Source organism: Thermogemmatispora sp. (assembly GCF_042408735.1).
Lineage (GTDB): Bacteria > Chloroflexota > Ktedonobacteria > Ktedonobacterales > Ktedonobacteraceae > Thermogemmatispora.
Genome location: NZ_JBHOQV010000149.1, coordinates 1 through 25,567, shown reverse-complemented (window position 1 = coordinate 25,567; position 25,567 = coordinate 1). Strand labels below are relative to the sequence as shown.

Below are 25,567 nucleotides of genomic sequence, written 5' to 3'. Positions count from 1 at the left end.
AGGGCGATCGGCTCACCGAAAAGCATTACCTCGCTGCCAACACGGAACGGCAGGATGATGGCGATAAGGATGCCGATGAAGGCGCAGAGAACGGCCCCAAGAATGCCGTAGGGCAGGCGCCAGCCGATGATCGTCTCGGCCACAATCCCAAGGAGAACGGCGATCACGAAATAGATCAGGTGGGCCAGCGTCACGGTGAAGAGCGGCTGGGCGGCAAGAATGGCTGTCGACGACATGTGAGCCTCCTGGATGAAAACGGCGTTCTTCAGCAGGCTCATGATAGCGAGGCCAGAGGCTGGCGTCAAGCTATAGTTCGCGCGCGTGAGAGAGAGGCAAGCCCGCCATCTCTCCTCTCCTCTCCTGCCCGGCCGGCACTATGCTATAATGGGTAGGGACAAGGTGCTGGCCAGGCCGGCCTGGCGGGACAGAAGGCCCGGCGCTTTGTTCGCCTGGTCGGTCTTCGTTTATGAAGGTAAGCTCGCTTCGCCAATGACGCTGGCGCCGAGGGAGGGAGGGAAAAGCCCCAAGGCCCAGCCTGTTTGACGAAGATTCTCGCTGCGAAAGGCGATCTTCTGCTATGCTCTCCGACCAACCCGTCTTTGGCTCACATGCGATGGTCTCTTGCGCTCATTACCTGGCTACTCGGGCTGGTTTGCAAGTGCTGGAGCGTGGGGGAAACGCCGTTGACGCCGCAGTCGCGGCAAACGCGGCGATGACAGTCGTCTATCCACCAACCTGCTCAGCAGGCGGTGACATCTTTATGCTGATCTGGGAAGCGCGCAGCCGCCGGCTGCATGCCCTCAACGGCAGCGGGCGCGCGCCGCGCGCTCTGACCGCTGAGTACTTTGCCGCCCACTCGCTGCGCGAGATTCCGGCCATCGGGCCGCTCTCGATCACAGTGCCGGGAGCGGTCGATGGCTGGTTCGAGGCTCTGGAGCGCTTCGGTCGGCTGCCGGTCGAGGAGGTCTTTGCTCCAGCCATTGCCTATGCTGAGGAGGGCTTCCCGGTCTCGCCCAAGCTGGCCAGTTGGCTGGAACGGGCAGCGGAGACGGTGCTGCGCCGCTGGGAAGCTACGGCCCGCGTCTTTCTGCCTGGGGGCCGGCCTCCGAGCTGCGGCGACATCCTGCGTCAGCCCGATCTGGCGCGCACCTATCGTTTGCTCGCCCGCGAGGGCCGCGAGGCCTTCTATCGTGGTCCGCTGGCGCGAACGATCGTTGACTACGTGCAGCGCTGCGGGGGCGTGCTGAGCCTGGAAGATCTCCAGGCCCATCGCTCAGATTGGGTAACGCCTCTGTCAACAAGCTACCGCGGCTACGAGGTCTTCGAGTTTCCCCCCAATTCGCAGGGCCTGACGGTCCTGGAGATGCTCAATATTCTGGAGGGCTATGATCTGCAGGCACTCGGCTATCAAAGCCCGGAGACGCTGCACCTGATGATTGAGGCCAAGAAGCTGGCTTTCGCCGACCGCGATCGCTACCTTTCAGATCCGGCCTTTGTGGAGATTCCGGTGGAGCGCTTGCTCAGCAAGGACTACGCTGAGCAGCTGAGAGCGCGCATCAATCCACAGCGGGCGGCTTCCCAGGTGACGAGTGCGAGCGAGCCAGAGCGCAACGGAGATACGATGTATCTGTGTGTGGTCGATGAGGAGGGCAATGCGGTTTCGCTGATCCAGAGCCTGTTCTATAGCTGGGGCAGCGGGATCGTGGCCGGAGAGAGCGGGGTGCTGCTGCATAATCGCGGCTCATACTTCTCGCTCAATCCCCGCCACGTGAATTATCTGCAGCCGGGGAAGCGCACGATGCATACGCTCACGCCGGCTCTGGTCTTGCGCTCCGGCGAACCTTTCCTGGTGCTGGGGACAATGGGGGCAGATGCTCAGCCCCAGATTCATGTGCAGCTGCTGACGGCGATCATCGACTTTGGCTTGAACGTTCAGCAGGCACTCAATGCGCCGCGCTGGCGCAGTGGCCGCCTGCTGCAACAGGGCGGGCGCCGACAGCTGCTCCAGGGTCAGCAGGGCGCGCATCCGGCAGAAGAGCGCGCGACAAGCGAGGTGGTAGCTCTGGAGCAGCGCTTTCCCAACGCGGTGGCCTTGGGCCTGGAGATGCTCGGGCACCAGGTGGCGATCTGGGGACCGTGGGAAGACGATATGGGCCATGCTCAGGCGATTATGATTACGCCCGCTACCCGCGTGCTCCAGGGAGGAGCAGATCCGCGCTGCGACGGCCTGGCCCTCGGCTGGTAGGCCCGCGCCGCGCCGCTCAGGCCGGCTCTGTCGCCACAGCTCAGCCCGTCCCCGCGAGCGGTCCCCGCGCTCGAATCTGGAAGCCGCCCGCGTCAGGAGGCAGCTCGCTCGCGCCCCCTCGCGGCGCCAGGGCCAGCCAGGTGGGTGACGCCGTAGCGCTCTCCCACGCCGGACCTTACGCCTTCGTGGGGAGCCGCGCCTGGCGCCCCACCGCCCGCCCCATCGCTCATCTCTCTTCCTCAGCCGCTTCGCCTCGGTCCGCCTCGGCCCGGCTCAGCTCGCGTGCACCCACGTCCTGGCCACTACGCGCCTGTGTCATTTTTCTGTTACAATGAGAACACTTTCTTCAGTTTATGGTTGCTCTTCGAGGAGGCGAGATGCTGCAAACCTGGAAGAAACGGAGCGATATTCCGAAAGAGTATACGTGGGATCTGGAAAGCATCTTTTCAAGTGATGAGGCCTGGGAGCGAGAGTACCGGGAGCTGCAGGAGCTGCTGCCAGGGCTGGAGGCGCTCAAGGGGAAGCTCTCCGAGAGCGGCGAGTCCCTGCTGAACGTGCTGCGCCGGCGCGATGAGTTCTTCGAGCGGCTAGAGACCCTGCTGGTCTACGCCTCCCTGCGCAAGGACGAGGATACCAGCCAGAGCCTCTACCAGGGAATGTACGATCGCGCTATCCAGCTCTATGTACGCGCCTCCACCGCGACCTCCTTTATCGAGCCGGAGATTCTGGCGCTCCCCCAGGAGGAGCTGGAACGCTACCTGCGCGAGACTCCGGGTCTGGCGCTCTATGAACATCAGCTGCACGACATCAATCGCCAGCGCCCCCATATTCGTTCCGCCGAGGTGGAGGCGGTGCTGGCCGCCGCCGGCGAGATGGCCGAGACGCCCGACGCCATCTTTACGATGATCGATAATGCCGATCTGCACCTGCCCACCATCCGCAACGAGCAGGGCGAAGAAGTGGAGCTGACCAAGGGGAACTACCTGGTCTTTATCCGCAGCACCGATCGGCGCGTGCGCAAGGAGGCTTTCGAGGCCCTGCATGGGACCTTCCTCAAGCAGCGTAATACGATCGCGACCACTCTGGCAGGACATATCAAGACGGATATGTTCTATACCCGGCAGCGCGGCTATCGCTCGGGCCGCGAGCGCGCCCTGGCTCGCTACAATATTCCCGAGAGCGTCTACGATATGCTGATCGAGACGGTCAATGAGGAACTGCCGCTGCTGCACCGCTACTTGCGCCTGCGCAAGCGCATGCTCCAGCTCGATGAGCTGCATATGTACGATCTCTATGTGCCGATCGTCAAGGAGACCTTGCAAGAGATCTCGTACGAGCAGGCCCGCGATACCGTCATTGCCGCCCTCGCTCCCCTGGGAGAAGAGTACGTTACGGTGCTCAAACGGGCCTTCAGCGAGCGCTGGATCGATGTCTTCGAGACACCGGGCAAGCGCGGTGGGGCCTACAGCGGCGGCGCCTACCGGACCCGCCCCTTCATCCTGCTGAATTTCCAGGGCAACCGCGATAGTATGTATACGCTGGCTCACGAGCTTGGGCATTCGCTGCATTCATACTATACCCGCCGCCATCAGCCTTTTGTCTACGGCGATTACACGATCTTTGTGGCCGAGGTGGCCTCGACCTTGAATGAGGCCCTGCTGACGGAGTACTTGCTCAAGACTACCGAGAGCCGCGAGGAGCGCCTGGCCATTCTCAATCATTCGCTGGAGGACTTTCGCGGAACGCTCTATCGCCAGACGATGTTCGCCGAGTTCGAGCATCAGATTCATCAGTTGGCCGAGCAGGGCGAGCCGCTGACGGCAGATACGCTGAGCCGACTCTACCACCGCCTCAATGAGAAGTACTATGGGGCCGAGGTGGTTATCGACGACTTGATCGATATCGAGTGGGCCCGCATTCCTCACTTTTATTACAACTTCTACGTCTACCAGTACGCGACCGGTATCTCGGCGGCCTGCGCGCTGGCACAGCAGATTCTGGAACAGGGGTCGCCCGCGGTTGAGCGCTACCTGCAGTTCTTGCGCTCCGGCTCCTCGGACTACAGCATCGAGCTACTGCGCCGGGCCGGTGTCGATATGACTACCCCGGAGCCGGTGCGTCAGGCGCTGCGTCTCTTCGAGGCGCATCTGAAGCAGATGGAGGAGCTGATCGGCTAAGGAGACCTTTCTACCTTCCGCCAGGGAATGAGCCAGGCTGAGCCAGCTGAGGTAAGGAGAGGTGAGGTGAGGTGAAGGGAGGTGAGACAAGGCACGGCACGGCACGGCGGGATGGGGCCGGGGCCATACGCCGGCCACTCCGGCACTAAGCCTGGCTCCTGGCCCGGCCTGGGCGCCGCCAGGCTGCCCGGCTTAGAGGGCCGCCAGGCGGCGCGCCGCTTCCCTCGACCTTCTTCAGATGTGGGCTCCGATAAAGTCACGCATGGCTTCCACGACGGCCGAGAGTTTTTCGATGTGCGGAGCGTGACCACAGTCGGGCAGGAGGAGTTCGTGATAGACTCCACCGTGCTGGCGATAGCGCTCCAGCAGCCAGCGAATCTGGGTCTTCATGGGCTGAGGAGGATACTGCTCGGCCCCCGGCCACCCCGGAACGAGGCCAATCTGCCCCAGATAGCCGAAGTCAAAGAAGGAGGTGTCCGAGACGATCTGATCGTCGGCTCCGTGAATCCAGAGAATGGGCGGCTTGCGCTGCAGGTGAACTAGCTCCGCCTGATTGAGATAGGCCGGGGAGAGAGCGTTATTGACTCCCTGGCGCCCCGGAGCTACGTAGGGCCAGTTCGGCGAGGACACGGAGTCGCCCGGGTAGTTGCCAGGCCCGGTACGGGTGGAGAGAATGGCACTGACATAGATTTCCTCGCGCTCTGGGTCAACGCGGAAGGGCGGCTTGAAGTAGAAGTTGTTGATAACGGCTCGCGGCGAGCCTTGCTCGTCACTGCGGTCCCCGGCGGCCAGACGCTGCACGAATTTGGCGTTGGCAGTCCCGCCCCCACTGCCGGCGAAGTCCGGCCAGACCGGGCGGCCGTCGGCGCCGCGTGTACCGCCAAAGCCAAAGGGCGAACCGGTCGCTTCGAGAATGAGGCTGCGCAGCCGGCCAGGGTAGTCGATGGCATATTGCATGGCGACATTGCCACCCAGCGACCAGCCAAGCAGGTGGAAGTCGCTCAGCCCCAGAGCCTCGGCGAAAGCGGCCAGGTCGTCCGAGAGGTCGCGCACCCCACGAGTGGCGTCGACCGGCAAAACCTGGCTGTCCCCATAGCCCCGCATGTCGGGCGCGTAGACGTGATAGCCCAGGGCGGCCAGGGCGAGCATGAGGTCCTGAAAGAAAAGCGATGAGGAGCAGTTGCCGTGAACAAGGACAAGCGCCGGCCCCTCACTCCCCGCTTCAAGATAGGCAATCTCCAGCCGCGCTGTGCTGCAACGCCTCTGGCTGATGCCGGGCAAGAGGACTGAGGTGGGCATGTCTGGAATGCCTCCTTTGCTAGCAGATATGAAAGGTGAATCATCTATCAGTAAGCTTACCCCAGCCAGCCACCAAAATCAAGCCAGTCGGCTGGAGGAGGGCCTGTCTTGTTTGAGCGTTGGCGGGCGAGCTGCCTAGCGGATTGTCAGCCAGGCCAGGCCGGCCCGCTCGCCCGCCCACTGGTCTGGCTGGAGCGGTGTCCATCGCTGACGGGATATGCTATACTTAAGGGCAAGCGACAGGTCTTGCGCTTGCGCTTATGTGCTATGGTATGTGGTAGGGGAGCTTCTTCTTTCTCTCTATCCAGGCTATTCAGGAAGCAAGCTTCGCTCACTGAGTGGGAAGGCGGGGCAGTGCGCTCCGGCTCCCCTTTGTTGGTGAGTGCCATCTGAAGCGAGGAACAGGAGCTGTATGGACAGGTCTCCTCAGACTGCCGGCTCGATTGCCGACGAAATTCACGCGACCTTGCTCGATGTTGAGGGCGAGGAAGGGGAAGAGCATATCCATACACCCGGGCCGAGCTACTGGCCACTCTTGCTGGCCGTGGCCGTGGCTGTTGTCTTTTTCGTGCTGCTCTTGTTGGGCAGCGCGCCCTTGCTCTCGCTCGGGCTGGCGCTGGTGGCAGGCATTTTTGTGATTGCCTTCATGGTGGGTTGGGGGCTAGAGGATCCCTTCAAGTCTCTGCCGCCCATCTATGTACCCGCGCCCGCCGAGATGCGCGAGCGCTCGCCCTTCAAGCTGGGTATGGACGTGGTCGATGCCCGCGGTAGCTGGCTCGGGACCATTCAGGCCCGTTTCCCGACCTACCTGTTGGTTGAGCGTGGGCGCCTCTTCCCCAAAGTCTACTACGTGCCGCGCCAGGCGGTGAAAGCGCTAAGCGATGATGGCGTGCTGCAGCTCACGCTGAGTGAGGCGGATCTGCAGCGTATGGGCTACAACCGGGTGCCCGACGATCTCTACAACGAGTCGCCCGAGCCTGACGTGCCGCGCGTGCGCGGTATCCCGCAGTTCGGCAAGCTGCCCCTCTCGCCAGCCCAGACGGGCCACTATCTCTATGGCGCTCGCTGGCCAGGGATCAACACGGATGCCAAGAACTCGTACCATCTGGACGAGATCCAGCCCGATCCCCGCGAGTATGTGGCCGAGGGCTACCCGGTGCTGAACCACGCTCCGGCCCACAGCGCCAGCTAGGCCAACCTTTCCGGCATCAGTCCAGTCTCATCTTGTTGTTGTTGTATGCCATCGACGCCGGGCGACCGCTCTGGTCGCCTGGCTTTTTCCTGCTGTAGTGAGAAGCCACCCTCCAAGCCTCGCCTCCTGCGTCTCTTCCCCGCCTGCCAGAACCTCCGTGGTTACTGCTTTTCCTTCTTGTGCTCCCGTTCCGCCGCTCTGCCCTTGTGGGCCGCATAATAGCGGCAGAGATCGCACAGGAAACACTGGTCGCAGCGCGGTCGCTGGAAAAAGCAGCGACGCTGCCCATGCCAGACAAGGCCCTTGTGAAAGTTGTAGATGGTGCGGGCCTCGCCCGGCAGCAGGGCCTGCAGGACGGGCTGAGCCTGCTCGGGCGTGAGTCGCTCGGGTATGAGGCCCAGGCGGATAGAGAGACGATGGACGTGGGTATCGACGGGAAGGACGGGCTGACGGCAGCTAAAGAGTAGGACGCAGGCGGCGGTCTTGGGACCTACCCCGTCGAAGCGGCTGAGCCAGGCCAGTCCCTCTTCGACGGGCAGGGAGCAGAGGAAGTCGAGGTTGAGGGCGCCACGCTCGGCTGTGATCTGACGCAGTATGGCCTGCAGGCGCGGGGCCTTGATCTCAGGCCAGTTGACGACTGCGATGGCTTCTTCCACGGCTGCCGTGGGAGCATCGCGGACCGCCTCCCAGCTTCCGAAGCGCTGGCGCAGGCGCGCATAGGCCGCCGCCGTCTGTTCGTCGCGCGTGCGATGTGAGAGCAGGACATCAACAAGCTGACTGAGCGGGTCCTTGGTCGACCACTCTGGTTCGCCGTAGTGCTCAACCAGCCGCCGGGTGATTTCCTGGGCCTGCAGACGCCTGGCCGCCTGGGCTGCGCTTTCCTGCTCGGCCAGCCCTCTGGCTGTCGGATCGGCCGAGTCAGCTGAGTCAGCGTTCTCGAAGAGGGTCTGACGGTAGAGCGGGGACTGCTGGCTTCGATGCTGCTTCTGCCTCACAGATAGGGATCCTTTCTCGCTGGCTCGCTCCGCACATGGGCCGTCGCCGGCTGATGGTGGCCTCCCTCGGCCTCGGCAGCCCCAGGCGGCCACCGCAACCAGCCGGAGAGGAGAGGCTCTCTGGCCGCCTGGGTCCTGCGCTGCCCCAGATCCCAGTCCTGCCTTGGGGACTCCGAGCGAGAGGAAGGCGCAGGCGGGCAGCCGCTCGCTCACTGAGCCGGGTGCTCGCCCGAGGTCAAGGCTTCCTGTTTGCTCTCTTCCTGATGGGCCTGACTCTCTAGCCAGCGCTCCAGGTCGATAGCGGCCCGACAGCCATCGCCGGCGGCGGTAACCGCCTGACGATAGCGGCGATCGGTGACATCGCCGGCGGCAAAGACGCCCGGAATATTGGTCATGGTATGCTCGACAGGAATGATGTAGCCCGCTTCGTCCATGTGCAGCAGGCCTCGGAAGAGGGCCGTATTCGGCTGGTGACCGATGGCCAGGAACAGCCCTTCGACGGCCAGCGTCTGCTCCTGGCCGGTTTTGACGTTGCGCAGGCGCAGACCGGTCACTGAGTCCTCACCAAGCACTTCGACGACTTCGCTGTTCCAGATAAAGCTGATCTTGGGATTCTTAAAGGCGCGCTCCTGCATGATCTTGCTGGCTCGCAGGGTATCGCGACGGTGAATAACGGTGACGTGGTTGGCGTAGCGCGTGAGGAAGAGGGCCTCCTCCATCGCCGTGTCGCCTCCGCCGACTACCGCCACGTCTTTGCCTTTGAAGAAGAAGCCGTCGCAGGTGGCACAGGCGCTGACACCCCGCCCCTGCAGGCGCTGCTCGCTCGGCAGCCCCAACCACCTGGCGCTAGCGCCGGTGGCAATGATCACCCCACGCGCCAGGTAGCTGCCCGAGTCGCTGGTGATCACAAAGGGACGACGACTAAAGTCGACGGCGGTGACGTCCTCGGGGAGCATTTCGGCCCCAAAGCGCCGCGCCTGTTGTTCTAGCTTCTCCATCAGGTTTGGCCCAAGAATGCCCTCTTCGAAGCCAGGGTAGTTCTCAACCTCGCTGGTCAGCATCAATTGCCCGCCAACCTGGTAGCCCTGAAAGACGAGCACCGAGAGGTTGGCACGAGCCGCATAAATGGCCGCCGTATAGCCCGCCGGCCCTGAGCCAATGATGATTGCGTCGTAGAGCTTCGCCATAGACAGTAGCACTCCGCTTCTTGCAAACTGATCCCCCTGCCCTCATTTGACCATAGGAAGGAAGGGACGCTACAGGTTCAATTGTGAAAACACAGGAAAGGGGACCTTTTATGCCCTTTCCTCTCTGGTCTGGCTCGGACCTGGTCCCCCCTACCCACCTGTCTATCTCTGCCTGTCCGTCTGCCGGAACTGGCAGCAACGAATCAATCAGGTCAGGCTCCAGGGACGCTCGGGCGGCAAGGCCAGCCGCTCGGCGTTGAGCCTGCCCTGGACACGATTGAGGGCCGCATCAATATTGGTGCAGGCGGTGATGAGCGAGAGATGGGTGAAAGCCTGGGGGAAGTTGCCCAGAGCCTCGCCACACAGCCCGACTTCCTCAGCATAGAGACCCACATGGTTGCTGTAGGTGAGCATCTTTTCCAGAAGCAAGCGAGCCTCGTCAAGCCGTCCACAGCGCGCCAGGACCTCGGCCAGCCAGAAGCTGCAGGGACTAAAGGTGCCTTCCTGGCTGCCAAGTCCGTCATCGGCAGCTCGTCCGGGATCGTAGCGATGCACCAGCGAGTCGCTGGCTAGCTCGCGCTGAATGCGCTCGATGGTCTTGAGCATGCGCGGCTCATTGGGGCCGGTGAACTTGACGATGGCCATCAGCAGGGCGCTGGCGTCGATGGCGTCGCTTCCGTAGTACTGGACAAAGCTCTGTTTTCGCTCGTTCCAGCCTTTATGCATAATCTGCTCGTAGATGCGAGCGCTGGTCTCCATCCACTCAACCATCGGCGCCGGCCAACCGCGGTGACGCGCCAGACGCAGGGCGCGGTCAAAGGCGACCCAGCTCATGACACGCGAGTGGACGAAGTGCTGGGGACCACCACGGACTTCCCAGATTCCTTCATCGGGGTCATCCCAGTGGTGCTGTAGCCACTCCAGCAGGCGACGCAGGTTCTCCCAGAGATCATAAGAGATCGTGCTGTAGCGGTTGAAAATGTAGATGGCGTCCATCAGCTCGCCATAGACGTCAAGCTGCTGCTGTTTGTAGGCAGCATTGCCGATGCGCACGGGACGGCTCTGGCGATAGCCCTCCAGATGGTCCAGGGTGTACTCAACCAGCTCCTGCTGGCCATCGATGCCGTACATGGGCTGGAGCGAGCCGTTCTCTTTCAACTCGTGGCAGCGAGCGTCAAGCCACTGCATGAAGGCTTCGGCCTCCTGGGTAAAGCCGAGAGTCAGCAGGCTGTAGAGCGTAAAGGCGGCGTCGCGCAGCCAGGTGTAGCGATAATCCCAGTTGCGCGCTCCTCCGACCGTCTCGGGCAGGCTGGTCGTCGGGGCGGCCACAATGGCCCCCGTGGGGGCATAGGTCAGTAGCTTGAGTACCAGCGCCGAGCGCTGGACCATCTCGCGCCAGCGCCCCTGGTACTGACATTGAGAGAGCCAGCGTCTCCAGAAGCTGAGCGTGCGCTGAAAGGCTTCGTGATAGCGGCGAGATGAGACATGCTGCGGGCCAAGGTCGCCACGCCGGGCGCTCTCCAGCAGGAAGTAGGCCGCCTGACCGGCGTGCAGGGTAAATTCAGCGCGCACCCCACCCCGTCCATCCTCGCTCAGCGGCACCGTACTGGCCAGTCCGAGAGATAGGCCATCGCTGTGGAAGATGGCTCCTTCGGGCGAGAGATGGACAACGTGCCCATCGCGCGCATAGTTGAAGGCGGGCCGACAGACCAGCTCAAATTTGAGCGAGCCGCGCACTACGGTCACAGCACGATAGAGATGATGCTGATGCTCGGCGCTCCCAGGCAGTTTCACCGGCATAAAGTCGGTAATCTCCCCCACGCCATCGACCGTGAGGAAGCGCGTCAGCAGGATGTTGGTCTCAGGAATATAGAGCTGCTTCTGCCCCATGGGGACCTGATTGTTCGCGGGTAGCCCAATGCGGAAGAAGCCACCTTTGCGCGCATCGAGCAAGGCCCCGAAGACGCTGGGGGAATCGAAGCGAGGGATGCAGCACCAGTCGATCGAGCCGTTCTTGCCGACCAGGGCCACGGTATGCAGATCACCGATGACCGCATAGTCCTCGATAGGCAGATAGGTCGCCGGGCCGTCGTCGGCCGCCTTCACCTGCTCAAGGCGGCCGTGTGGCTGAGCGGGCGGCGCTGCTTCTCCTCCATCGTGCGGCTTTGCCTGTTCCATGCCAGAGTCCTTTCGCGCCATCATTGCTTTCTAGCAACAGGGTATGGTATACAGAGAAAGCTATGACCGCGCGCGGCGTCCGGCTGAGCTAGCCGGAGAGCGCTCCTGTAGCATGGCTGGGAGCTGTCCCGCCAGCGGCGCGTCGCGCTTCCCTGTCGCTGCCTGCTGGTATGCATTGTACCACAGCCCAGGCGATGCCGCGGATTAGCCCAGGCACTGCTGCTACCAAAGGCTCTTCGTGAACGAGCCTTTCAGGACCAGACGAGAGAAGAGCAGGGCTGACCGGTGAGGAGAGGAGGAGGGAGAGAGGAAGGGATAAAGCCGTGTCCCGATTGCCAGGCCCCTGGCCGTTTCCAGATCTGAGAGGGCCTGCGCCAGAAAGCAGAGAATACGTCGGGCAATCCGAGTCAGCAGAGGCGAAACGCTCGCCTGCAATTGAGCCTGGCCGGACTGTTTTTTTTCATCTCTCATCTCGAACTCGCTCGCGGGCGGAGAGCAATGGCCTTACCGAAAGTTAGCAGGCGCTTTCCGGCTGGCACCGCTCAGGGCAGAGCGGGCTGGTAAGGCAAGAGCGCACAGCCACGACCCCGGCCAGGCCCAGACAGGGTCCATAGCCAAGCCAAGCAAGGAAGGAAGGAGAAGAGGAGCATGGCAGATCTGGCGTCCGTACCTGACTTTGAGATGGTTGCTAGCTGTATCGCAGAGCGCTTTGAGCGCATGCGTCCCCTGATGAGTCAGTGGGCCGATCTGGCCCGCCTGGCTGTCCAGGGGTTGCCGCACGACCGGGCGCGCCTGGCTGAGCTGGAGCGCCGTCTCAATCAGCTGCGCGCGGAACTGCGGACGTTTGTGCTGGTGGCCTCCGAGCATTTTTCCGACGGGGAGCTAACGGCCCTGCGCAAACGGGCCTGCATGAGTAAATCGGCCTGGCGCTCGCTGAAGAAGGTCCGCCCGATCACGACGCGCTCCGGCTTCACGCTGATCAGCTTCTAGCTGGCTGGCTCGGGTCAGACAGGCTCTCCCAGCCAATCCCCGTCTCCCAACCCAACACTCAGCAGGGCCAACATGCTATACTGAATCGACGAATCGAGGGAGGGCGTTGCGAGGAGGAGGGGAAGAAGCCCGTCTGGCCCAACGCTCGCCCGCTACTGCCTCTCCGGCAGTGTCTGTCGACTGCGCGGCACACCCGCGCGGAGACGCGGCGGCGGCCAGGCGCGAAAACCCCGCTCCCCCTTCACTCACGACTATGAAGCGAGCAGAAGAGGGGGGACGCTGTCGGTAGCTGCTATCTTGCTTGAGAGAGGAGGGAGTCGCCTGCTTTCCTCGGAGATCTTCCGGAGTCTCCTGGGGTCTCTGGCGGCGTGTCTCTATGGCGACCCTGGCGTCGGTGCGCGTGCTGGCGATCGATATCGGCACGGGAACACAGGACATCCTGCTCTTCGAGAGCGGCAGGACGATGGAGAACAATGTCAAGCTGGTAATGCCTTCGCCAACGGTGATCGTGGCCGAGCGCATTCGCCGGGCGACGGCGGCAGGCCGGCCTCTGCTGCTCACCGGGGTGACAATGGGTGGCGGCCCTTCACACTGGGCGGCGCGCGACCATGCTCTGGCCGGCTACCCGGTGGCGGTGACTCCCGAAGCGGCCCGCACGTTTGACGATGATCTGACGGCGGTGGCGCAGATGGGCTTTGAGATCGTCGACGAGGAGGAGGCCGCGCGACGCGCCCGCACCCCGGAGGTCGTCCACGTTGTGCTGCAGGACCTGGACGCCCAGGCCATCGTTCAGGCCCTGCGCTCCTTTGACCTGGATCCGCGCGTGGATGCCCTGGCGATCGCCGCCTTTGATCATGGGGCAGCTCCTCCGGGCTATAGCGATCGACGCTTCCGCTTCGAGTTTTTGGAGCGCATGATCCGCCGCTCACCAGGGCCGGCCACACTCGCCTACCTGGCGGATGAGCTTCCACCAGCCCTGACTCGCCTGCAAGCCATTAAAGCGAGCGTTGCCCGCTATGTGGCAGAGAGCGGTTCGGCTCCAGATCTGCCCGTGCTGCTGATGGATACAGGAGCAGCGGCGGCCCTGGGAGCCTTGGAGGATCCGCTGGTACGCCAGCAGTCGCGCAGCCTGCTCTGCAATATTGGGAACTTCCATACGCTGGCCTTTCACCTGGTCAATGGGCGTATCGTGGGCCTTTTCGAGCACCACACCGGCGAGATCAGCCAGGCCCGCCTGGAGGAGCTCCTGCAGAAGCTGGCCGCTGGCACGCTCTCCAACGACGAAGTCTTTTACGACAGCGGCCACGGCGCCCTGGTGCTGGAGCCGGCACCGGCCTCAACGCTCCCGTTTTTGGCGGTGACAGGTCCGCGCCGTGAGCTGCTGCGCGGCTCATCCCTGCCTCACTACGAGGCCGTGCCGCACGGCGATATGATGCTGGCCGGCTGCTTTGGCCTGCTGCGCGCCCTGGCCGAGCGCGTGCCAGAGCTGGGGACCGCTATCCGGCCCGCGCTTCTGCAACCGACGGCCTAGCGGGCCGGCGAGGCGAGATCAGGAGAGATCAGAGAGCCGGAGAAGCGGAGAAGAAAAGAGGCCACAACGAGCCGGGTACGGCGGGAATGGAGAGCCAGGGAGGAGAAGACACGGAGGCAGGCCGGACGGAGCAGCGGAAGAGGAGAGGAGGAGGAGGAGAAGAAGAAGAAGAGGGAGCAGCAACATGTCTGACTAGGGGACTGTCTTGCTCTCGGAAGTCTCGGCGCCGGCCGAGTGAGCGGGAGGCTCGCTCTCCAGATCTGAGGTGGGTAAAGGGATCGGTCCCTTGCGACGCTGGCGACGGCCCTTGCGGCCAGAAGAGGGCTGGTTGGCCTTGGCGCCAGCGTCGGCGGTGGAGCGCTGTTCGAGAATGCGGGCGACTTTTTCGCGGATCAGCGTGATCTGGGAGTAGACGGCCTGGCGAGACTGCTGAAGCTTGCGGGCGATAGCGGAGGGGCGTTCACTGTTGGCCAGATAGCGACAGATGGTTGCCTGTTTCTCCGTTAGCTCGACATCGGGATGAGAGAGGGCGGTGCGAGCCAGATCAACCAGTTCACCATAGCGCCTGCGCTTATACTCATCCAGGTCCGCGGGAGAGAAGAGCCAGCGGTCAACCACGCGGACGCCGGGAATGCGTCCGGCCTCTACGAGATGCATAAAGTGCCAGTAACTGAGATCGAGTTGCTTGGCGGCCTCGTGGGTGGTCAACATACCGTTCAGATGCTGCAGATTATAATGCAGTTCATCGCTCCGTAGGGCCATATTGGACGCCTTTCTCCACCTGGGATGCTGGTTGTTTGTTGCCGTCTCGTCTCGCCTGGACGCGCTGACAGGCAGCGGTAGCAAGCAGCAGGCAAGATACGATCGTTCATGGTGAGTATACCATACCTGGGGAGGGTTAGCAAGGCGGGGCACACGAGGAAGGCCCTGATAGGCCGCCACAAAAGCCAAAAACACCTCGGGTCCATGAGAGGTCTCTCATGGGACCAAGGTGTCTCAGCAGGGAGACGCCAGGTGAGCGCCTCTGCTCGTAGCGTTGCCTGGCTTTGCTGCGCTCGGCTGAACGCGCCTTAGCTCAGCCGGAAATAGGGAGCGGCGCCTAGCGAGGCCGATTGAAGAGGTTCTGCAGACGCATTGCCAGCATCATATCGCCGCTGATCTTGATCTTGCCGGTCATGAAGGCCGTTGTGGGATCAAGCTTCCCCTCAACAATGGAGGCCCAGTCCTTGTCACTGACCGTCAGGGTGATATCGGGCTTCTCTACCCCGCCCTTGATCAGCTCGGCCTGACCGTTTTCAACCTTGATGGCGTAGACGCCGGGATCATCTCCGGTGATGTTCCACTGGAAAGTCTTGTTCAGCCCACTCGCGGCTGTTGGATTGACATTCTGAACCATTGCTTCGAAGATCTCAGCAGTTGTCATCGGTGCACTCCTTCTTTGCTCATTCGCAGGGAGTTACCCTAACTGGCACTGGTTACAGTATAGCAATGGACCGCAAAGAATTCCAGGCAACTGGCTAACAAAAACGCCCGGTCGCGCTAACAGGAGAGGAGGCGAGGCAGTGGGAGACCTCCGCTGCCGAACGTTTCCCCCCTTCCGTCCGACAATCGAGGGGGAAAGCTCCCTTCTGTCTCTCAGCCCTGGCTGTCCGCTCGTTTGGTGCTAACCTGACGACGGCCAGACAGCCAGCGGCCGCGCACGGCAGATCAGGGCCGGCATGGGACACCAACCTCTTGTCACGGCGGGAGCTTAATGGTATCGTGTCCCTGGCCGGTCAACATCCAGGGCAAGCCAGCGAGCGGCCCAGGGCAGCGGTGCAGGCGGTTGGCTGGCCGAGTAAGCGCGGCTCCTGCCCGGCAGCCTCCACAAGCAGGGCCAGACCGGCAGGCAGCCGCCGGCAGGGAGGGAGGGAAGACTCGAGAGAGAGATCCGCTATGGCTAGTGTAAGTAGCTTCAAGGTCAAGGTGGAGGGTGGCTATCTCCAGTTCAGTGCCGCTCACTTCATCACGTACGGCGGGAAGTGCGAGCGCCTCCACGGCCACAACTATGGGGTCACCGTGGAGGCGGAGGGCACCCTCACTGAAGATCAGCTGGTCTTCGATTTCACGCTTTTGAAACGCCTGACGCGCGAGATCTGCCAGCGCCTCAATCATCGCTTCTTGCTGCCGATGAAGAATCCCCACATCGAACTGATCGCTTCCGCCGACGAGTGGGAGATCCGCTTCCGCGAGAAGCGCTACGTCTTTCCACGGGCCGATGTGGTAGAGCTGCCGATCGATAACTCGACGGCAGAGCGGCTGGCCGAGTACATCGCTCATGAGCTGCTCGAGGCGCTCACACCCTATAATACCCTCAATGTGCATACGCTGACGGTGGGCGTTTCGGAGGCTCCGACGCAGATGGCCTCCTGTCATCTGGATCTGCGGGGACGCTTGCCGGGCTGACGCAGGCTCCGGTTAGCCGTCAGCCCGGGTGGCGAAGAAGTGGTCGGCGGCGGCCCTCCCCCGACGATAGAGGGCCTCAATCTCGCCGCGACTCAGGTCGAAGCGCGTAGCCTCGATGTTGCCGACAGGAATGCAGATGGTCTCAATGCTGCCAGCCGCACGCGAGCGCAGCTGCAAGGCGAGGCGATCGTGGGCCGAGAGCATGGTAGCGAGCAGGGCCTGACTGAAGGCGATCAGGTTGCCTGGCGGCAGGGGAGCTGGCGCCTGCCAGCGGGCGTCGTCCTGGCCGTCGGCCTCCTCGCCAGGCTCGCAGTGACCTTCTCCGCCGTTTCCCTTCTCGTCCTGACAGAGGCGAAAGCCAAGGATGGGTCGAGGCGCCTGGTGGCCCAGGGGCAGCAGAGCGAAGAGGGGGAAGTCGCTGACAAGTCCTCCATCGACAATGTAGCTGAGGCGGCCATCGGCGCGCTGCAAGGTGACCGGAACGTAGAAGAAGGGAATGCTCGCGCTCATGCGCACGGCGCGAGCAATGTCGAGCTGGTCAGGATCAAGACCGTAGGTGGCGCGCTCGCTCAGGAGATCCTGGGGCAGACGGAGCAGGCGCTGCCGACTGATGTCGGCGGCAATAACGGTCAAGCGGTAATCCGCTAACCCGGTTGTCTGGGCGTCGCTGGGAGCAGCGGCCTGCGGAGGGAGACGGAGGTCGCCGAAGCAGCGCAAACCCCGCGCCAGCAGAAGCTCACGTATGAAATGCTCCAGGTAGTCGCCGGAGTGAAGGCCCAGCCTGAAAAGCAGCCGGCTGACTTGATGGAGGTGCAGATGGCCGTCGGAAACCCCATCGGCAAAGCGCCGGTAGTCGATGGCCGTCATGATGGCGTGCAACTCGGCGGCGCTGTAGCCAGCGGCGACGAGGGCGGCAATCATGGCGCCAGCAGAAGTGCCGGCCAGGCGATGCCAGCGATAGCCGTGCTCTTCGACAACGGCCAGAGCACCAATGTGGGCTAAAGCTCGCATGCCTCCACCTTCGAAGACAGCGTCGACCAGCTGTGGGACCGGCTGCGCCTGGCGGGATGGAAGGTTTCTCGGGGCAGAAAATGGCAGAGGAGTTTCAGAGGAGCTGGCCATATTTGGGAGGACCTCCAGAGCCTGAGGTTGTTGTTCGCGCTTCCAGGCGCGACGGGGAGGAAAGTGGCATGGTTGACACTGGAGAGCAACTAGCCCTTCTGAGGGTGCTCTCTATAATAACTATACACTGATTCCAGTAAGAAAGAAAAGTCTCTGGACGGGCAAAAGTGTAGCGATCCTCTAGCCCTTCTATCCCGAGTATTACCAGCGTGCTATCTTTATGGCTTTTTTCTATGCAGCCTCCACGGTTCTATGATAGAATGGCAGACGCAGAATCGCGAGATCGCGCCCACTGCAGCCGGGGGAGCGCTTCACCCTCGATGAGCAGGCTCTGAGCCTGAATCCCTGTGGGAGGTTGCTGCCTGCTGGGCTGCTGTTGCGCTGCAGACGCTGCTGACAAGCGGAGTCAGACTACGGGATGGGCATGGAGAGCATTCTCCCCTTCCGACGGCGAAGGCGACGACGATGGACAAGGTCTACTATCTTGATTTGCAGACTCTCCTGGACTACCTGCAGGGGCAATCTGCGATTCTTTCGACGACGGTGAGCGTGCCCTCTGTGCGCGGCACCTGCCAGGGCCTGGTCTTCGTCAAGGAAGGGGTTGTGCTCGAATCGCTCGTTCAGGGACCGGGCGGCGCTCTGCTGGCGAGCGGGGGCCGCGCCTATGCCTTGTTGAGCAGTCGGGACCAGTGGCAGGTGCGCATTCAGCCAGACGTAGAGCAGGTCCTGCGCAGCCTGATCCGCCCGGCCCTGCCGGAGCCGGAGCCGAAACCCGGGCCGGGACCCAGGTCAGGACCAGCGCAGGCCGCACTTCCTCCCGCTGCGCCTTCTTCCTTCTCGCTGACGCCGGTCCCTCGACCGCTGCGCCCGCTCGATGCCCAGCTGCTGGCTGGCTTCAGCATGCGCCAGCGTTTCGTCTTGCGCCTGGTTTTCACGATGGTCAACGGCGAGCGCTCGGTCGAACAGATTAAGGCTCAGTTGAATCTCTCGCCCGCGGTGGTTGAGGAAGCGCTGACAACGCTGCGCTCCCTGGGTGTGATCAGCTAGCTGAACGCTGCAGCTTCGCTACGATGGAGGATGGTATGAAATCCTTGTTGGCCTGGTGGTTCCATTTGACCCTCCCCAGGCATCTGCCGGAAACAACGCCGGCTGAGCGCGAACGCGCCCGCTACGCGCGCCTGACGAGCACTTTCGCGCTGGTGATCGCTCCGCTCGGTCTGCTGGCTTTTATCTATGGGGCGCTGACTTCGCTGAATCCGATCGCTCCCTGGATCGAGGGCGTGGCCTGCTTCTGCGCCCTGATCGCCCCCTTGCTGAACCGCTGGGGCTTGACTACGACTGCCGCCTCCTTGCTGGTGCTGAATTCGGTTATCAATTCGGTCGGGAACCTGATCACCAACCCCCTCGATCCGGTCTACGTGGGGATCTTCAGCGCTCTGGTGATCCCGGTGGTGCTGGCCGGGGCCTTGCTTCCACCGGTGGCAGCTTTGATGACGAGTTTCTTGAATTGCGCTGTCATTGTGGCGCTGACGCTCTTTCAGCAGCATACGCCTGAGTACGATCGCTGGGTACGGCTGGGCTACGGCTCCATTATGATCGCTTTGCCGATTGCTCTGCAGCTGATCGTGGGAATTATCACTTATGTGATTATGCGCTATCTGATCGCGACGATCCGCCGCGCCGATCGGGCCGAGGAAATTATCGCTCTGCAAAAGGAGATTGCCGAATATCAGCGCCAGCGCGCTCAGGAGCAGCGCCAGCTTGAGGAAGGTATCGCTCAGATCGCTCAGGTTCACGCCGCCGTGGCCAACGGCAATCTCGACGCCCGGGTGCCTACCGGCCAGGAGGGAGTGCTCTGGCAGATCGCTGTGCCGCTCAATAATCTGCTGAACCACGCGCAGCAGTGGAAGCGTAACTCCGATTTGTTGGAACATACCTATACGCTGGCCTATCAGCTCGTGCGCTACTTGCAGCGCTGCCGCCTGCAGCAGACGCCGGCTTCCTTTACTCAGCCAACGGGAACACCCCTCGATCCTCTTCTGCCAGAAATCCAGTATTTGAGCGAGAAGGCCACCAGGACGAGCCGTACGTCCTCTTTGCAGTGAGTGAGCTGCGGGCGGCGGCTCGCCTCGTGGCCTTCTCTTCTTTCTACGCGCCCGCTCGCCTGGTCTGGACCGGCGTGTCGCGGCGCGTTCGGATTCTCAGAGCGAGTTGCTACTAGAAGGAGTTTTTGCTTGTATGCGAGTCCTTGTGACGGGCGCCTTTGGCAATATTGGCTTTAGTGCGGTCCAGGAGCTGCTGCGCCAGGGCCATACGGTTCGCTGTCTCGATTTGCGCACGAAGCGCAATGAGCAGAAGGCTCTTCAGATCAGTCGCGAGGCGGGTGCTCGTGTGACGATCCATTGGGGCGATATTCGTCAGTGGGAGACGGTGGTTGAGGCCGTGCGCGATCAGGAGGTGGTGGTGCATCTGGCAGCTATCCTGCCGCCGGATAGCGATGAGCAGCCTCAGTTGGCTTACGAGGTGAATGTCGAGGGGACGCGCCATGCGATTGAGGCGGCCCGCCAGCAACCTCAGCCCCCACGCTTTCTCTTTAGCTCGAGTCTGGACGTCTTCGGCCATACGCAGGATCAGCCGCCTCCGCGCAAGGTTACTGATCCGGTGCAGGCCACCGACGATTATACGCGCCATAAGTTGGAGGGTGAGGCTATGCTGCGCAGCTCCGGTCTGACATGGGCGATCTTCCGCTTCGCCGATGTTCCTCCTCTGGGACCGCGGCCTATCCATCCGATTATGTTCCGTATTCCTCTGGATACGCGCCTGGAGATGCTGCATACGTTCGACGCCGGGCTGGCGGTGGCGAATGCGGTGAGTAGCGAGGAGGTCTGGGGCAATATCTGGCTGATCGGTGGCGGCCCATCCTGTCAGGTGCGCTATCGGGATTATTTGAACCGCATGTTGGAGGTCATGGGGATTGGCCCGCTGCCGGAGGAGGCTTTTGGCCACGAGCCGTACTGCACGGATTGGCTGGATACGAGCGAGAGTCAGCGTGTGCTGCGCTACCAGCGCCACTCGTTCGAGGAGATTATCCAGGATGTGGCGCGCTACGCTGCACCACCGGCCCCGCTGCGGGCCTTGATGCCTGTGCTGCGCCCGGTGGTGCGCCGGCAGATGCTGCGCCTCTCCCCTTACTGGCGCCAGGCTCAGGCTCGCTCGGCCTGAACGAGGAGATCGAAGCAAGCCAGTAAGCAGGCGAGCTGAGGCGTCTCGGCCTGATCACCGTCGTCGGCTGCGGCGGTGGTCGGACCGGGCGCCTCCGGCTGTTTTTGGGAGGTTGTGGCTCGCTCTCTGAGGCCTCTTCGCCGGCAGGAGGGGGTCGGCTGGGCCTGGGCCTGGCCGTTGGCCGGATCTCCCTCTAGACGAGAATGCGCCCGTCTTTGAGGAAGAGGGTGTCGTCCACCCAGACTTCTCCCCCTTTGCGCAGGTCGCAGATCATGTCCCAGTGTAGCGCCGAGCGGTTTTGGCCGCCTGCTTCAGGATAGCTGGCGCCCAGGGCCAGGTGAATGGTGCCGCCGATCTTTTCGTCGAAGAGGATGTTGCGCGTGCTGCGCTGGATGTTCCAGTTGTTGCCGAAGGCAAACTCTCCGGCGATGCGCGCTCCCGGATCGATATCCAGCATGCGCTGTAGGTAGTCCTGCCCCTGGCGGGCGCTGGCTTCGACAACTTTGCCGCCGGCAAAGACGAGGTGAATGCCGTCGACAAGGCGCCCGTCGACGGCGCTGGGTAGATCAAAGGTGATGGTGCCTTCAAGGCTCTCTTCGACGGGGCTGGTGAAGATTTCGCCGCTGGGAAAGTTGCGCCTCCCGTCGCTGTTGATGAAGCGCCGCCCGGCTACGGAGAGGGTGAGGTCGGTCCCCTCTGCCAGTACACGAATACGCTGCTTTCCTTCAAGCCAGGCTACCAGCCGCTGCTGTTGCTGGGAGAGGGCCCGCCAGCGGGCAGCGGGATCGGGATCGTTGAGAAAACAGGCTTCAAAGACGAATTCTTCGAATTCGCTCAGGGAGAGGCCCGCGTCCTGGGCATAGGCAGCGGTCGGATAGAGGGTAAGGCACCAGCGATAGTTGCCCTCTTGCTCACGCTGCTGAAGACGGTTTCGGAGGGCACCCTGGGCACGACGCCGGCTGGCCAGGCGGGCCGGGTCGAGGGTGGTGAGGGCGCTGGTGTTGCTCTCAGCTTCGATTCCTAGACGGGCAGCTATGCGCTCGGCGAAGCCTTCGAGCAGCAAGGGTGTGTTTTGTAGCTGGTCTTCGTTCCCTTCGCGCAGGAGCAGTTCTTCGAGCCGGTCAAAAGAGAGCAGAGGGAGCGGATAAGCTCCAACGCGTAAAAGCTCACGGTAGACGCTTTCGATGAGCGGAGCTGCCAGAGGAGTGGACTGCAGGGCTATCAGTTGTCCTGGCTGGGCCTGCAGACAGTAGTCGACAAGGGTGCGGGCCCAGCGCTCTAAGCGTATGTCGTGCATGTGGGTTCCCTCTTTTGGTGGTGCAAGTCTTTCTCTGCCTGATGATGATAGCATAGGAGATAAGGACCGGCTACTCTGGCCGAAGGATAGGCAGTCATCTTTGTCTGGCGCCGGCTCTCTCCACGAGAAACGCTGGAAGTTTGGGAGGCTGATGCGTCTCTAATGAGAGGGAGGCTGTTTTTCTGTCATGGGTGCCAGCATAACAACCGTCGTTCTCTGATCGGAAAGGAACGGTAGAACCAGATGGAAATCGCGATTCCTGTTATCGGCCTGCTCTGCCTGGGACTGGGCGTCTACATCGGTCTGCGGCAGTGGCAGAGGAAGAGGTCGGCATCGGGCGTCCGCTGGGGCAACCCACAGGGCCGCTCTGCTGAGGCTGCCCCGGCTGTGATCGAGATGATGCATGTGAATGAGTCTCAGAGCAGCTCCAATGCCGGCGGCCACCACCGCAGCCATCATCGCCATGCGCCACATCCAGAGACGGCGCTGCCTCCGCAGGCGCCAGGTTCCTCCTCCCACTCTCACCATAGCAGCCACTCTGGTGGGGGCGCCGGCGGATCTTTTGGGGGCCATTCGTCCGGTGGCCATTCCTCACATGGCGGCAGCTTCGGAGGGCATTTCTCCAGCGGCCATTTTTCTCACCACGGTTTTTGAGCCTGTCCGCGCAAGGAGGGGAGCGCTGTCCAGTTCAGCGCTTTGCCTCCTTGCCCCATGGGTCTGCTCTGAGTGCGATGAGAGAGCGGCCTCGCGGAAGGCCAGGCGGCGGTTGCACTGCCTTTCGTTTATTGGGGCTTGTATCCCCAGACGGTCAGCAGCGTCCACACCGCGCAGAAGTCCTCTTGCTGCATCTAGGCCACCGCGAGCTGAGACAGGCGCTCCAGTTCCTCCCCGTGGTCACGCCAGCCGTGACCAGAAACGGCTGCAGCAGCTCCAGCCCAATCAGAGCGTCTTTGAAGACGGGATAATGGCCCTCGGTCCCCATCGACCACTCGAGCGCCGTGGCCCGCAGCCGCACCTGCCGAAAGCCGGCCTGGCGCACCAGCCGCGGCAACACCGGCGTGATACCACTGTGATGTCCGTCTACGGAGAAGCTTTGCCCCGCTCGCTTGAGGGCTTCGCTCAGCAGAGCACTGAAGCGTTCACAGGCTGGGCTGGTGGTCAGGGGGGGGTCCGTCTCCGTCAGCCGGATGATGCCGCCGGGCTTGAGGAGGCGGTGGCACTCGGCCAGCAGCGTCGGCCAGGCCGCTGGCAGCATGAAGCCGAAGAGGAGCCGCCCATTGATCAGATCGAAGGAGCCGTCCGGAAAGTCGAGCGGCTCCATGACATTGCCCACCAGGAAGCGCACGTTCTCGAGTCCACGTGAGCGTGCTGCGTTCGGGCATGCTCAATCACGTTTTCGCTGAGGTCCACCCCGATCACCTGGATGTGGGGAGAGGTGAAGGCCAGTTCTAAGGCCCAGCCGCCCGGTCCACAGGCCAGGTCCAACACTCGGCCCGCTTCGGGCAGCCCAATGCCCTCCTCGGGCAAGAGGCCCCCATCGCCTCGGTGAGCAGCCGATCCTGCTGCATCAACCGCGCCAGCTCGCCGGCGTTCTCAGCGTCGATGATGTCGGTCGAGCGTCCGCGCTGGGGTGGGCGGACCGGACCTGACGGGCCATCCCATCCAACAGGATGCATGACGGTCTCCTTTCTCATCTGCTCTGCTCTCATCACCGCATAGCACCGCACCGCACTGCATAGCTCACACGACCGGCTCCGCGTCGGCGTCGCTGCGGGGCAGGGGCCGGGCCGGGCGGCCTGCACGAGCAGAGGCAGGTCGGCCTCCACCAGGTACACCAGCGAGAGGACCTGGGCGCGCGCGGCCAGGGAGGGGGCGGCCAGGAAGCGCGGGTCCCGGGCGGGCTGGTCCAGGCCGAAGGGGCCGCCCAGGCGCCAGGAGCGCAGGCCAGCCCAGAGGAGGCCCCAGGTGGTGCTCTCCAGGCCGAGTTCCTCGCGCAGGGCCCGCAGGAGGCCGGAGGCTGCCGGTTCACCCCAGCGGAGTTGCTCGCCGAGCAGGGCCAGCACCCCCTCTTGCTGGCGCCGAATGAGGGCCACGTGCTGACGGGCAGCGTCGACGAAGAGCAGGTCCAGCCCAATGGCCCAGCGGGCGTCATGGTCACGAAGCGGCATGGGCCTCCTCCTTTCGGTTTTGGGCTGAGGAGCCCCTCTCGGCGCTGGCGCCGGGGAGGGCCGACGGCGCTGGCAGGGGACAGGGGCTGGTGGGGGTCCCTGCCGCCAGCGGGCCAGCAGGTGCTCAGAGGCCGCCTGAGCGTCGGCGGGACACTGCTGCCAGGGAACGGCCTCCAGCAAGCGCTTGCTGGAGCGGCGAGTGCTCTCATGAGACCACAGGCCGGCTGTGAATGCGTGAATGCCAGGCATAAGCCAGCTGTTCGGTGGACCTGCCCGCTGTTTTTGAGTTTACCACCGTGTATCATTCTGGCAACACTGCTGGACTGACCGTCAGATTGGCTCAGAAGCAGAGCGCCCTTCCCGGCTGCCAGCCGGCTCAACGGAACAGCTCTTTCGCTGCGGCTGCAACCAGACTAGAGGAACAACCATGAGGAAGCTGCCCTCGCGTCTCGAACGCCTACACTGGCGAGTCCACGAAACGATGGTGCGCCTTGGACCTGGCGCACCATCGGGAACAGATTGCAGCTCTAGAGGCGGAGACGCTCCAACCCGATGGCTGGTCCGACCATCGGCAGGCTCAGGCCCACATGCAGCTCCTGAGAGCCCTGGGCGATGAAGTGGAGACCTGGCAGAGGCTGGGGAAGCAGCTCCAGGATCCAGGGGAGTGAGCGCACTGGCTGGAGGAGGAGCCGGTGCTGAGCGGGAGGCTGAAGGTGTGGGCTCGCTCACTGCTGTAGAGCAAGAGGGAGAGCAGCTGGAGCTGGCCCTGCTCTTCAGCAGCGAGCCCGATGAGCGCGACGCTCTGCTCAGCATCCATGCCGGCAGCGGTGGCGCCTCCGACGCCACCGGTCAGGACGTGCTCCAGAGGGAGCATCGGGGTCAAGACGAGGACAGGCATCAGCCCGGAGACAAGCCACAAACACTGCCGCGTTCTCCAGCGGGGAGATGGGTGGCAGTACACACAACAGTGCGTTGGCGAAAGGAGGGAGCGGTGCTCCTCTCCGTCCTTCAGGACGGAGTCCCCGCGCCGCAAAAATTGGGATGGTCGATACTGAGGGTCCTGGCTTTGTAGGCCAGGGCCTTTTTTTGTTACGTTGAGCAGGCTGATATGTTATAATTTCCTTAAGAGTATCTGCCTTGCTGGTAGCTTACTACTATATGCGTTCCTGCCTCGTTTAAACGGGCTTTTTTGATCAATCGTGTGAACTGGCTTCTAGAGCTGATTGAGGGCGCTAGCTCGCGTTATTATACGTACCTGCCTTCCAAGCAGGCTGTCGCGGGTTCGAGTCCCGTCTCCCGCTCCCTCTTCCCAAGCCACGTGGCCGGCTCCCCACCACAGGGGAGCCGCCAAGTCCCCTCAAGACAGCTTGAGTGACAGTCATTACGGAGGAGGGAAAGTCCTTCTATCAGGAACACTGGCAGGACTATCGCCAGCGCTACCCGCAGGTTCCCGCGCCTGATCCGGCGCAGGAAGGAGGCACCAGATGACCTGATTTCTTTCTTTACTTTACTTTCAGTA

General features: G+C 62.7%; 20 protein-coding genes and 2 pseudogenes. 10 read left to right on the top strand and 12 right to left on the bottom strand.

Going from position 1 to position 25,567, the window contains the following annotated elements; all coding sequences use genetic code 11:
• Window positions 1-236: pseudogene (locus tag ACFMO7_RS16410) on the bottom strand (hypothetical protein); the annotation flags it as partial.
• Window positions 237-577: 341 nt separating this feature from the next.
• Here ACFMO7_RS16410 and ggt point away from each other — a divergent pair.
• Window positions 578-2,245 (top strand): gamma-glutamyltransferase, encoded by a 1,668-nt coding sequence (gene ggt / locus ACFMO7_RS16405; RefSeq protein ID WP_376796565.1) that lies wholly within the window; start codon window positions 578-580, stop codon window positions 2,243-2,245.
• A gap of 92 nt (window positions 2,246-2,337) precedes the next feature.
• Here the strand turns inward: ggt and ACFMO7_RS16400 are convergent, their stop codons facing one another.
• The gene (locus ACFMO7_RS16400; RefSeq protein ID WP_376796564.1) at window positions 2,338-2,475 is read right to left on the bottom strand and encodes a hypothetical protein; all 138 of its coding nucleotides are present in this window, start codon (window positions 2,473-2,475) and stop codon (window positions 2,338-2,340) included.
• A gap of 147 nt (window positions 2,476-2,622) precedes the next feature.
• Here ACFMO7_RS16400 and pepF point away from each other — a divergent pair, with 147 nt between their 5' ends.
• On the top strand, window positions 2,623-4,422 hold the full coding sequence (gene pepF / locus ACFMO7_RS16395; protein ID WP_376796563.1) for an oligoendopeptidase F: 1,800 nt from the start codon (window positions 2,623-2,625) through the stop codon (window positions 4,420-4,422).
• Between the two features lie 234 nt (window positions 4,423-4,656).
• On the opposite strand, the gene ACFMO7_RS16390 is transcribed toward pepF, so the two are convergent.
• The gene (locus ACFMO7_RS16390) at window positions 4,657-5,721 is read right to left on the bottom strand and encodes an alpha/beta hydrolase (RefSeq protein ID WP_376796562.1); all 1,065 of its coding nucleotides are present in this window, start codon (window positions 5,719-5,721) and stop codon (window positions 4,657-4,659) included.
• Window positions 5,722-6,133: 412 nt separating this feature from the next.
• Here ACFMO7_RS16390 and ACFMO7_RS16385 point away from each other — a divergent pair, with 412 nt between their 5' ends.
• Entirely contained in the window at window positions 6,134-6,913 is a 780-nt protein-coding gene (locus tag ACFMO7_RS16385) for a hypothetical protein (protein ID WP_376796561.1), read from the top strand.
• Between the two features lie 161 nt (window positions 6,914-7,074).
• Here ACFMO7_RS16385 and nth read toward each other — a convergent pair whose 3' ends face one another.
• From nth to ACFMO7_RS16370, 3 genes are all read right to left on the bottom strand, one after another.
• Entirely contained in the window at window positions 7,075-7,908 is an 834-nt protein-coding gene (gene nth, locus ACFMO7_RS16380) for an endonuclease III domain-containing protein (RefSeq protein WP_376796560.1), read from the bottom strand.
• Window positions 7,909-8,117: 209 nt separating this feature from the next.
• A complete protein-coding gene (gene trxB, locus ACFMO7_RS16375) occupies window positions 8,118-9,095 on the bottom strand; it encodes a thioredoxin-disulfide reductase (RefSeq protein WP_376796559.1) in 978 nt (325 codons plus the stop codon).
• Between the two features lie 207 nt (window positions 9,096-9,302).
• Window positions 9,303-11,273, bottom strand: a complete 1,971-nt coding sequence (locus ACFMO7_RS16370; protein ID WP_376796558.1) for a glycoside hydrolase family 15 protein — start codon at window positions 11,271-11,273, stop codon at window positions 9,303-9,305.
• Between the two features lie 648 nt (window positions 11,274-11,921).
• On the opposite strand from ACFMO7_RS16370, the gene ACFMO7_RS16365 reads away from it, so the two are divergent.
• Window positions 11,922-12,263 (top strand): hypothetical protein, encoded by a 342-nt coding sequence (locus tag ACFMO7_RS16365; protein WP_376796557.1) that lies wholly within the window; start codon window positions 11,922-11,924, stop codon window positions 12,261-12,263.
• Between the two features lie 376 nt (window positions 12,264-12,639).
• The gene (locus tag ACFMO7_RS16360) at window positions 12,640-13,794 is read left to right on the top strand and encodes a DUF1786 domain-containing protein (RefSeq protein WP_376796556.1); all 1,155 of its coding nucleotides are present in this window, start codon (window positions 12,640-12,642) and stop codon (window positions 13,792-13,794) included.
• A 192-nt stretch (window positions 13,795-13,986) separates the two neighbouring features.
• Here the strand turns inward: ACFMO7_RS16360 and ACFMO7_RS16355 are convergent, their stop codons facing one another.
• Window positions 13,987-14,556, bottom strand: a complete 570-nt coding sequence (locus ACFMO7_RS16355) for a helix-turn-helix domain-containing protein (RefSeq protein WP_376796555.1) — start codon at window positions 14,554-14,556, stop codon at window positions 13,987-13,989.
• 337 nt (window positions 14,557-14,893) lie between these two features.
• Entirely contained in the window at window positions 14,894-15,217 is a 324-nt protein-coding gene (locus tag ACFMO7_RS16350; RefSeq protein ID WP_376796554.1) for an SCP2 sterol-binding domain-containing protein, read from the bottom strand.
• 512 nt (window positions 15,218-15,729) lie between these two features.
• Here ACFMO7_RS16350 and ACFMO7_RS16345 point away from each other — a divergent pair.
• The gene (locus ACFMO7_RS16345; RefSeq protein WP_376796553.1) at window positions 15,730-16,239 is read left to right on the top strand and encodes a 6-pyruvoyl tetrahydropterin synthase family protein; all 510 of its coding nucleotides are present in this window, start codon (window positions 15,730-15,732) and stop codon (window positions 16,237-16,239) included.
• A gap of 12 nt (window positions 16,240-16,251) precedes the next feature.
• Here ACFMO7_RS16345 and ACFMO7_RS16340 read toward each other — a convergent pair whose 3' ends face one another.
• Window positions 16,252-17,361 (bottom strand): patatin-like phospholipase family protein, encoded by a 1,110-nt coding sequence (locus ACFMO7_RS16340; RefSeq protein ID WP_376796552.1) that lies wholly within the window; start codon window positions 17,359-17,361, stop codon window positions 16,252-16,254.
• Window positions 17,362-17,826: 465 nt separating this feature from the next.
• Between ACFMO7_RS16340 and ACFMO7_RS16335 the strand changes: the two genes are divergently transcribed.
• From ACFMO7_RS16335 to ACFMO7_RS16325, 3 genes are all read left to right on the top strand, one after another.
• A complete protein-coding gene (locus ACFMO7_RS16335; protein ID WP_376796551.1) occupies window positions 17,827-18,408 on the top strand; it encodes a hypothetical protein in 582 nt (193 codons plus the stop codon).
• 35 nt (window positions 18,409-18,443) lie between these two features.
• Window positions 18,444-19,466 carry a hypothetical protein gene (locus ACFMO7_RS16330; RefSeq protein ID WP_376796550.1) on the top strand — a complete coding sequence of 341 codons (1,023 nt, stop codon included), beginning with the start codon at window positions 18,444-18,446 and terminating at the stop codon, window positions 19,464-19,466.
• Between the two features lie 133 nt (window positions 19,467-19,599).
• On the top strand, window positions 19,600-20,583 hold the full coding sequence (locus ACFMO7_RS16325) for an NAD-dependent epimerase/dehydratase family protein (protein ID WP_376796549.1): 984 nt from the start codon (window positions 19,600-19,602) through the stop codon (window positions 20,581-20,583).
• A gap of 193 nt (window positions 20,584-20,776) precedes the next feature.
• Here ACFMO7_RS16325 and ACFMO7_RS16320 read toward each other — a convergent pair whose 3' ends face one another.
• Window positions 20,777-21,880, bottom strand: a complete 1,104-nt coding sequence (locus ACFMO7_RS16320) for an aminopeptidase (protein WP_376796548.1) — start codon at window positions 21,878-21,880, stop codon at window positions 20,777-20,779.
• Window positions 21,881-22,123: 243 nt separating this feature from the next.
• On the opposite strand from ACFMO7_RS16320, the gene ACFMO7_RS16315 reads away from it, so the two are divergent.
• Window positions 22,124-22,534 (top strand): hypothetical protein, encoded by a 411-nt coding sequence (locus ACFMO7_RS16315; RefSeq protein ID WP_376796547.1) that lies wholly within the window; start codon window positions 22,124-22,126, stop codon window positions 22,532-22,534.
• Between the two features lie 154 nt (window positions 22,535-22,688).
• On the opposite strand, the pseudogene ACFMO7_RS16310 reads toward ACFMO7_RS16315, so the two are convergent.
• Window positions 22,689-23,339: pseudogene (locus tag ACFMO7_RS16310) on the bottom strand (class I SAM-dependent methyltransferase); the annotation flags it as partial.
• Entirely contained in the window at window positions 23,329-24,048 is a 720-nt protein-coding gene (locus tag ACFMO7_RS16305; protein ID WP_376796546.1) for a hypothetical protein, read from the bottom strand. The gene ACFMO7_RS16305 and the pseudogene ACFMO7_RS16310, both read right to left, overlap by 11 nt.
• Between the last annotated feature and the right edge of the window lie 1,519 nt (window positions 24,049-25,567).

Excerpts from the sequence above, each read along its gene's own strand:
- ACFMO7_RS16400 (WP_376796564.1), bottom strand. The coding sequence starts at position 2,475 with ATGAGCGATGGGGCGGGCGGTGGGGCGCCAGGCGCGGCTCCCCACGAA.
- trxB (WP_376796559.1), bottom strand. The coding sequence starts at position 9,095 with ATGGCGAAGCTCTACGACGCAATCATCATTGGCTCAGGGCCGGCGGGC.
- ACFMO7_RS16330 (WP_376796550.1), top strand. The coding sequence starts at position 18,444 with ATGAAATCCTTGTTGGCCTGGTGGTTCCATTTGACCCTCCCCAGGCAT.
- ACFMO7_RS16390 (WP_376796562.1), bottom strand. The coding sequence starts at position 5,721 with ATGCCCACCTCAGTCCTCTTGCCCGGCATCAGCCAGAGGCGTTGCAGC.
- ACFMO7_RS16360 (WP_376796556.1), top strand. The coding sequence starts at position 12,640 with ATGGCGACCCTGGCGTCGGTGCGCGTGCTGGCGATCGATATCGGCACG.
- ACFMO7_RS16335 (WP_376796551.1), top strand. The coding sequence starts at position 17,827 with ATGGACAAGGTCTACTATCTTGATTTGCAGACTCTCCTGGACTACCTG.
- ACFMO7_RS16325 (WP_376796549.1), top strand. The coding sequence starts at position 19,600 with ATGCGAGTCCTTGTGACGGGCGCCTTTGGCAATATTGGCTTTAGTGCG.
- ggt (WP_376796565.1), top strand. The coding sequence starts at position 578 with ATGCTCTCCGACCAACCCGTCTTTGGCTCACATGCGATGGTCTCTTGC.
- ACFMO7_RS16305 (WP_376796546.1), bottom strand. The coding sequence starts at position 24,048 with ATGCCGCTTCGTGACCATGACGCCCGCTGGGCCATTGGGCTGGACCTG.
- ACFMO7_RS16355 (WP_376796555.1), bottom strand. The coding sequence starts at position 14,556 with ATGGCCCTACGGAGCGATGAACTGCATTATAATCTGCAGCATCTGAAC.
- pepF (WP_376796563.1), top strand. The coding sequence starts at position 2,623 with ATGCTGCAAACCTGGAAGAAACGGAGCGATATTCCGAAAGAGTATACG.
- ACFMO7_RS16365 (WP_376796557.1), top strand. The coding sequence starts at position 11,922 with ATGGCAGATCTGGCGTCCGTACCTGACTTTGAGATGGTTGCTAGCTGT.
- ACFMO7_RS16345 (WP_376796553.1), top strand. The coding sequence starts at position 15,730 with ATGGCTAGTGTAAGTAGCTTCAAGGTCAAGGTGGAGGGTGGCTATCTC.
- ACFMO7_RS16350 (WP_376796554.1), bottom strand. The coding sequence starts at position 15,217 with ATGACAACTGCTGAGATCTTCGAAGCAATGGTTCAGAATGTCAATCCA.
- ACFMO7_RS16385 (WP_376796561.1), top strand. The coding sequence starts at position 6,134 with ATGGACAGGTCTCCTCAGACTGCCGGCTCGATTGCCGACGAAATTCAC.
- ACFMO7_RS16340 (WP_376796552.1), bottom strand. The coding sequence starts at position 17,361 with ATGGCCAGCTCCTCTGAAACTCCTCTGCCATTTTCTGCCCCGAGAAAC.
- ACFMO7_RS16370 (WP_376796558.1), bottom strand. The coding sequence starts at position 11,273 with ATGGAACAGGCAAAGCCGCACGATGGAGGAGAAGCAGCGCCGCCCGCT.
- ACFMO7_RS16320 (WP_376796548.1), bottom strand. The coding sequence starts at position 21,880 with ATGCACGACATACGCTTAGAGCGCTGGGCCCGCACCCTTGTCGACTAC.
- ACFMO7_RS16315 (WP_376796547.1), top strand. The coding sequence starts at position 22,124 with ATGGAAATCGCGATTCCTGTTATCGGCCTGCTCTGCCTGGGACTGGGC.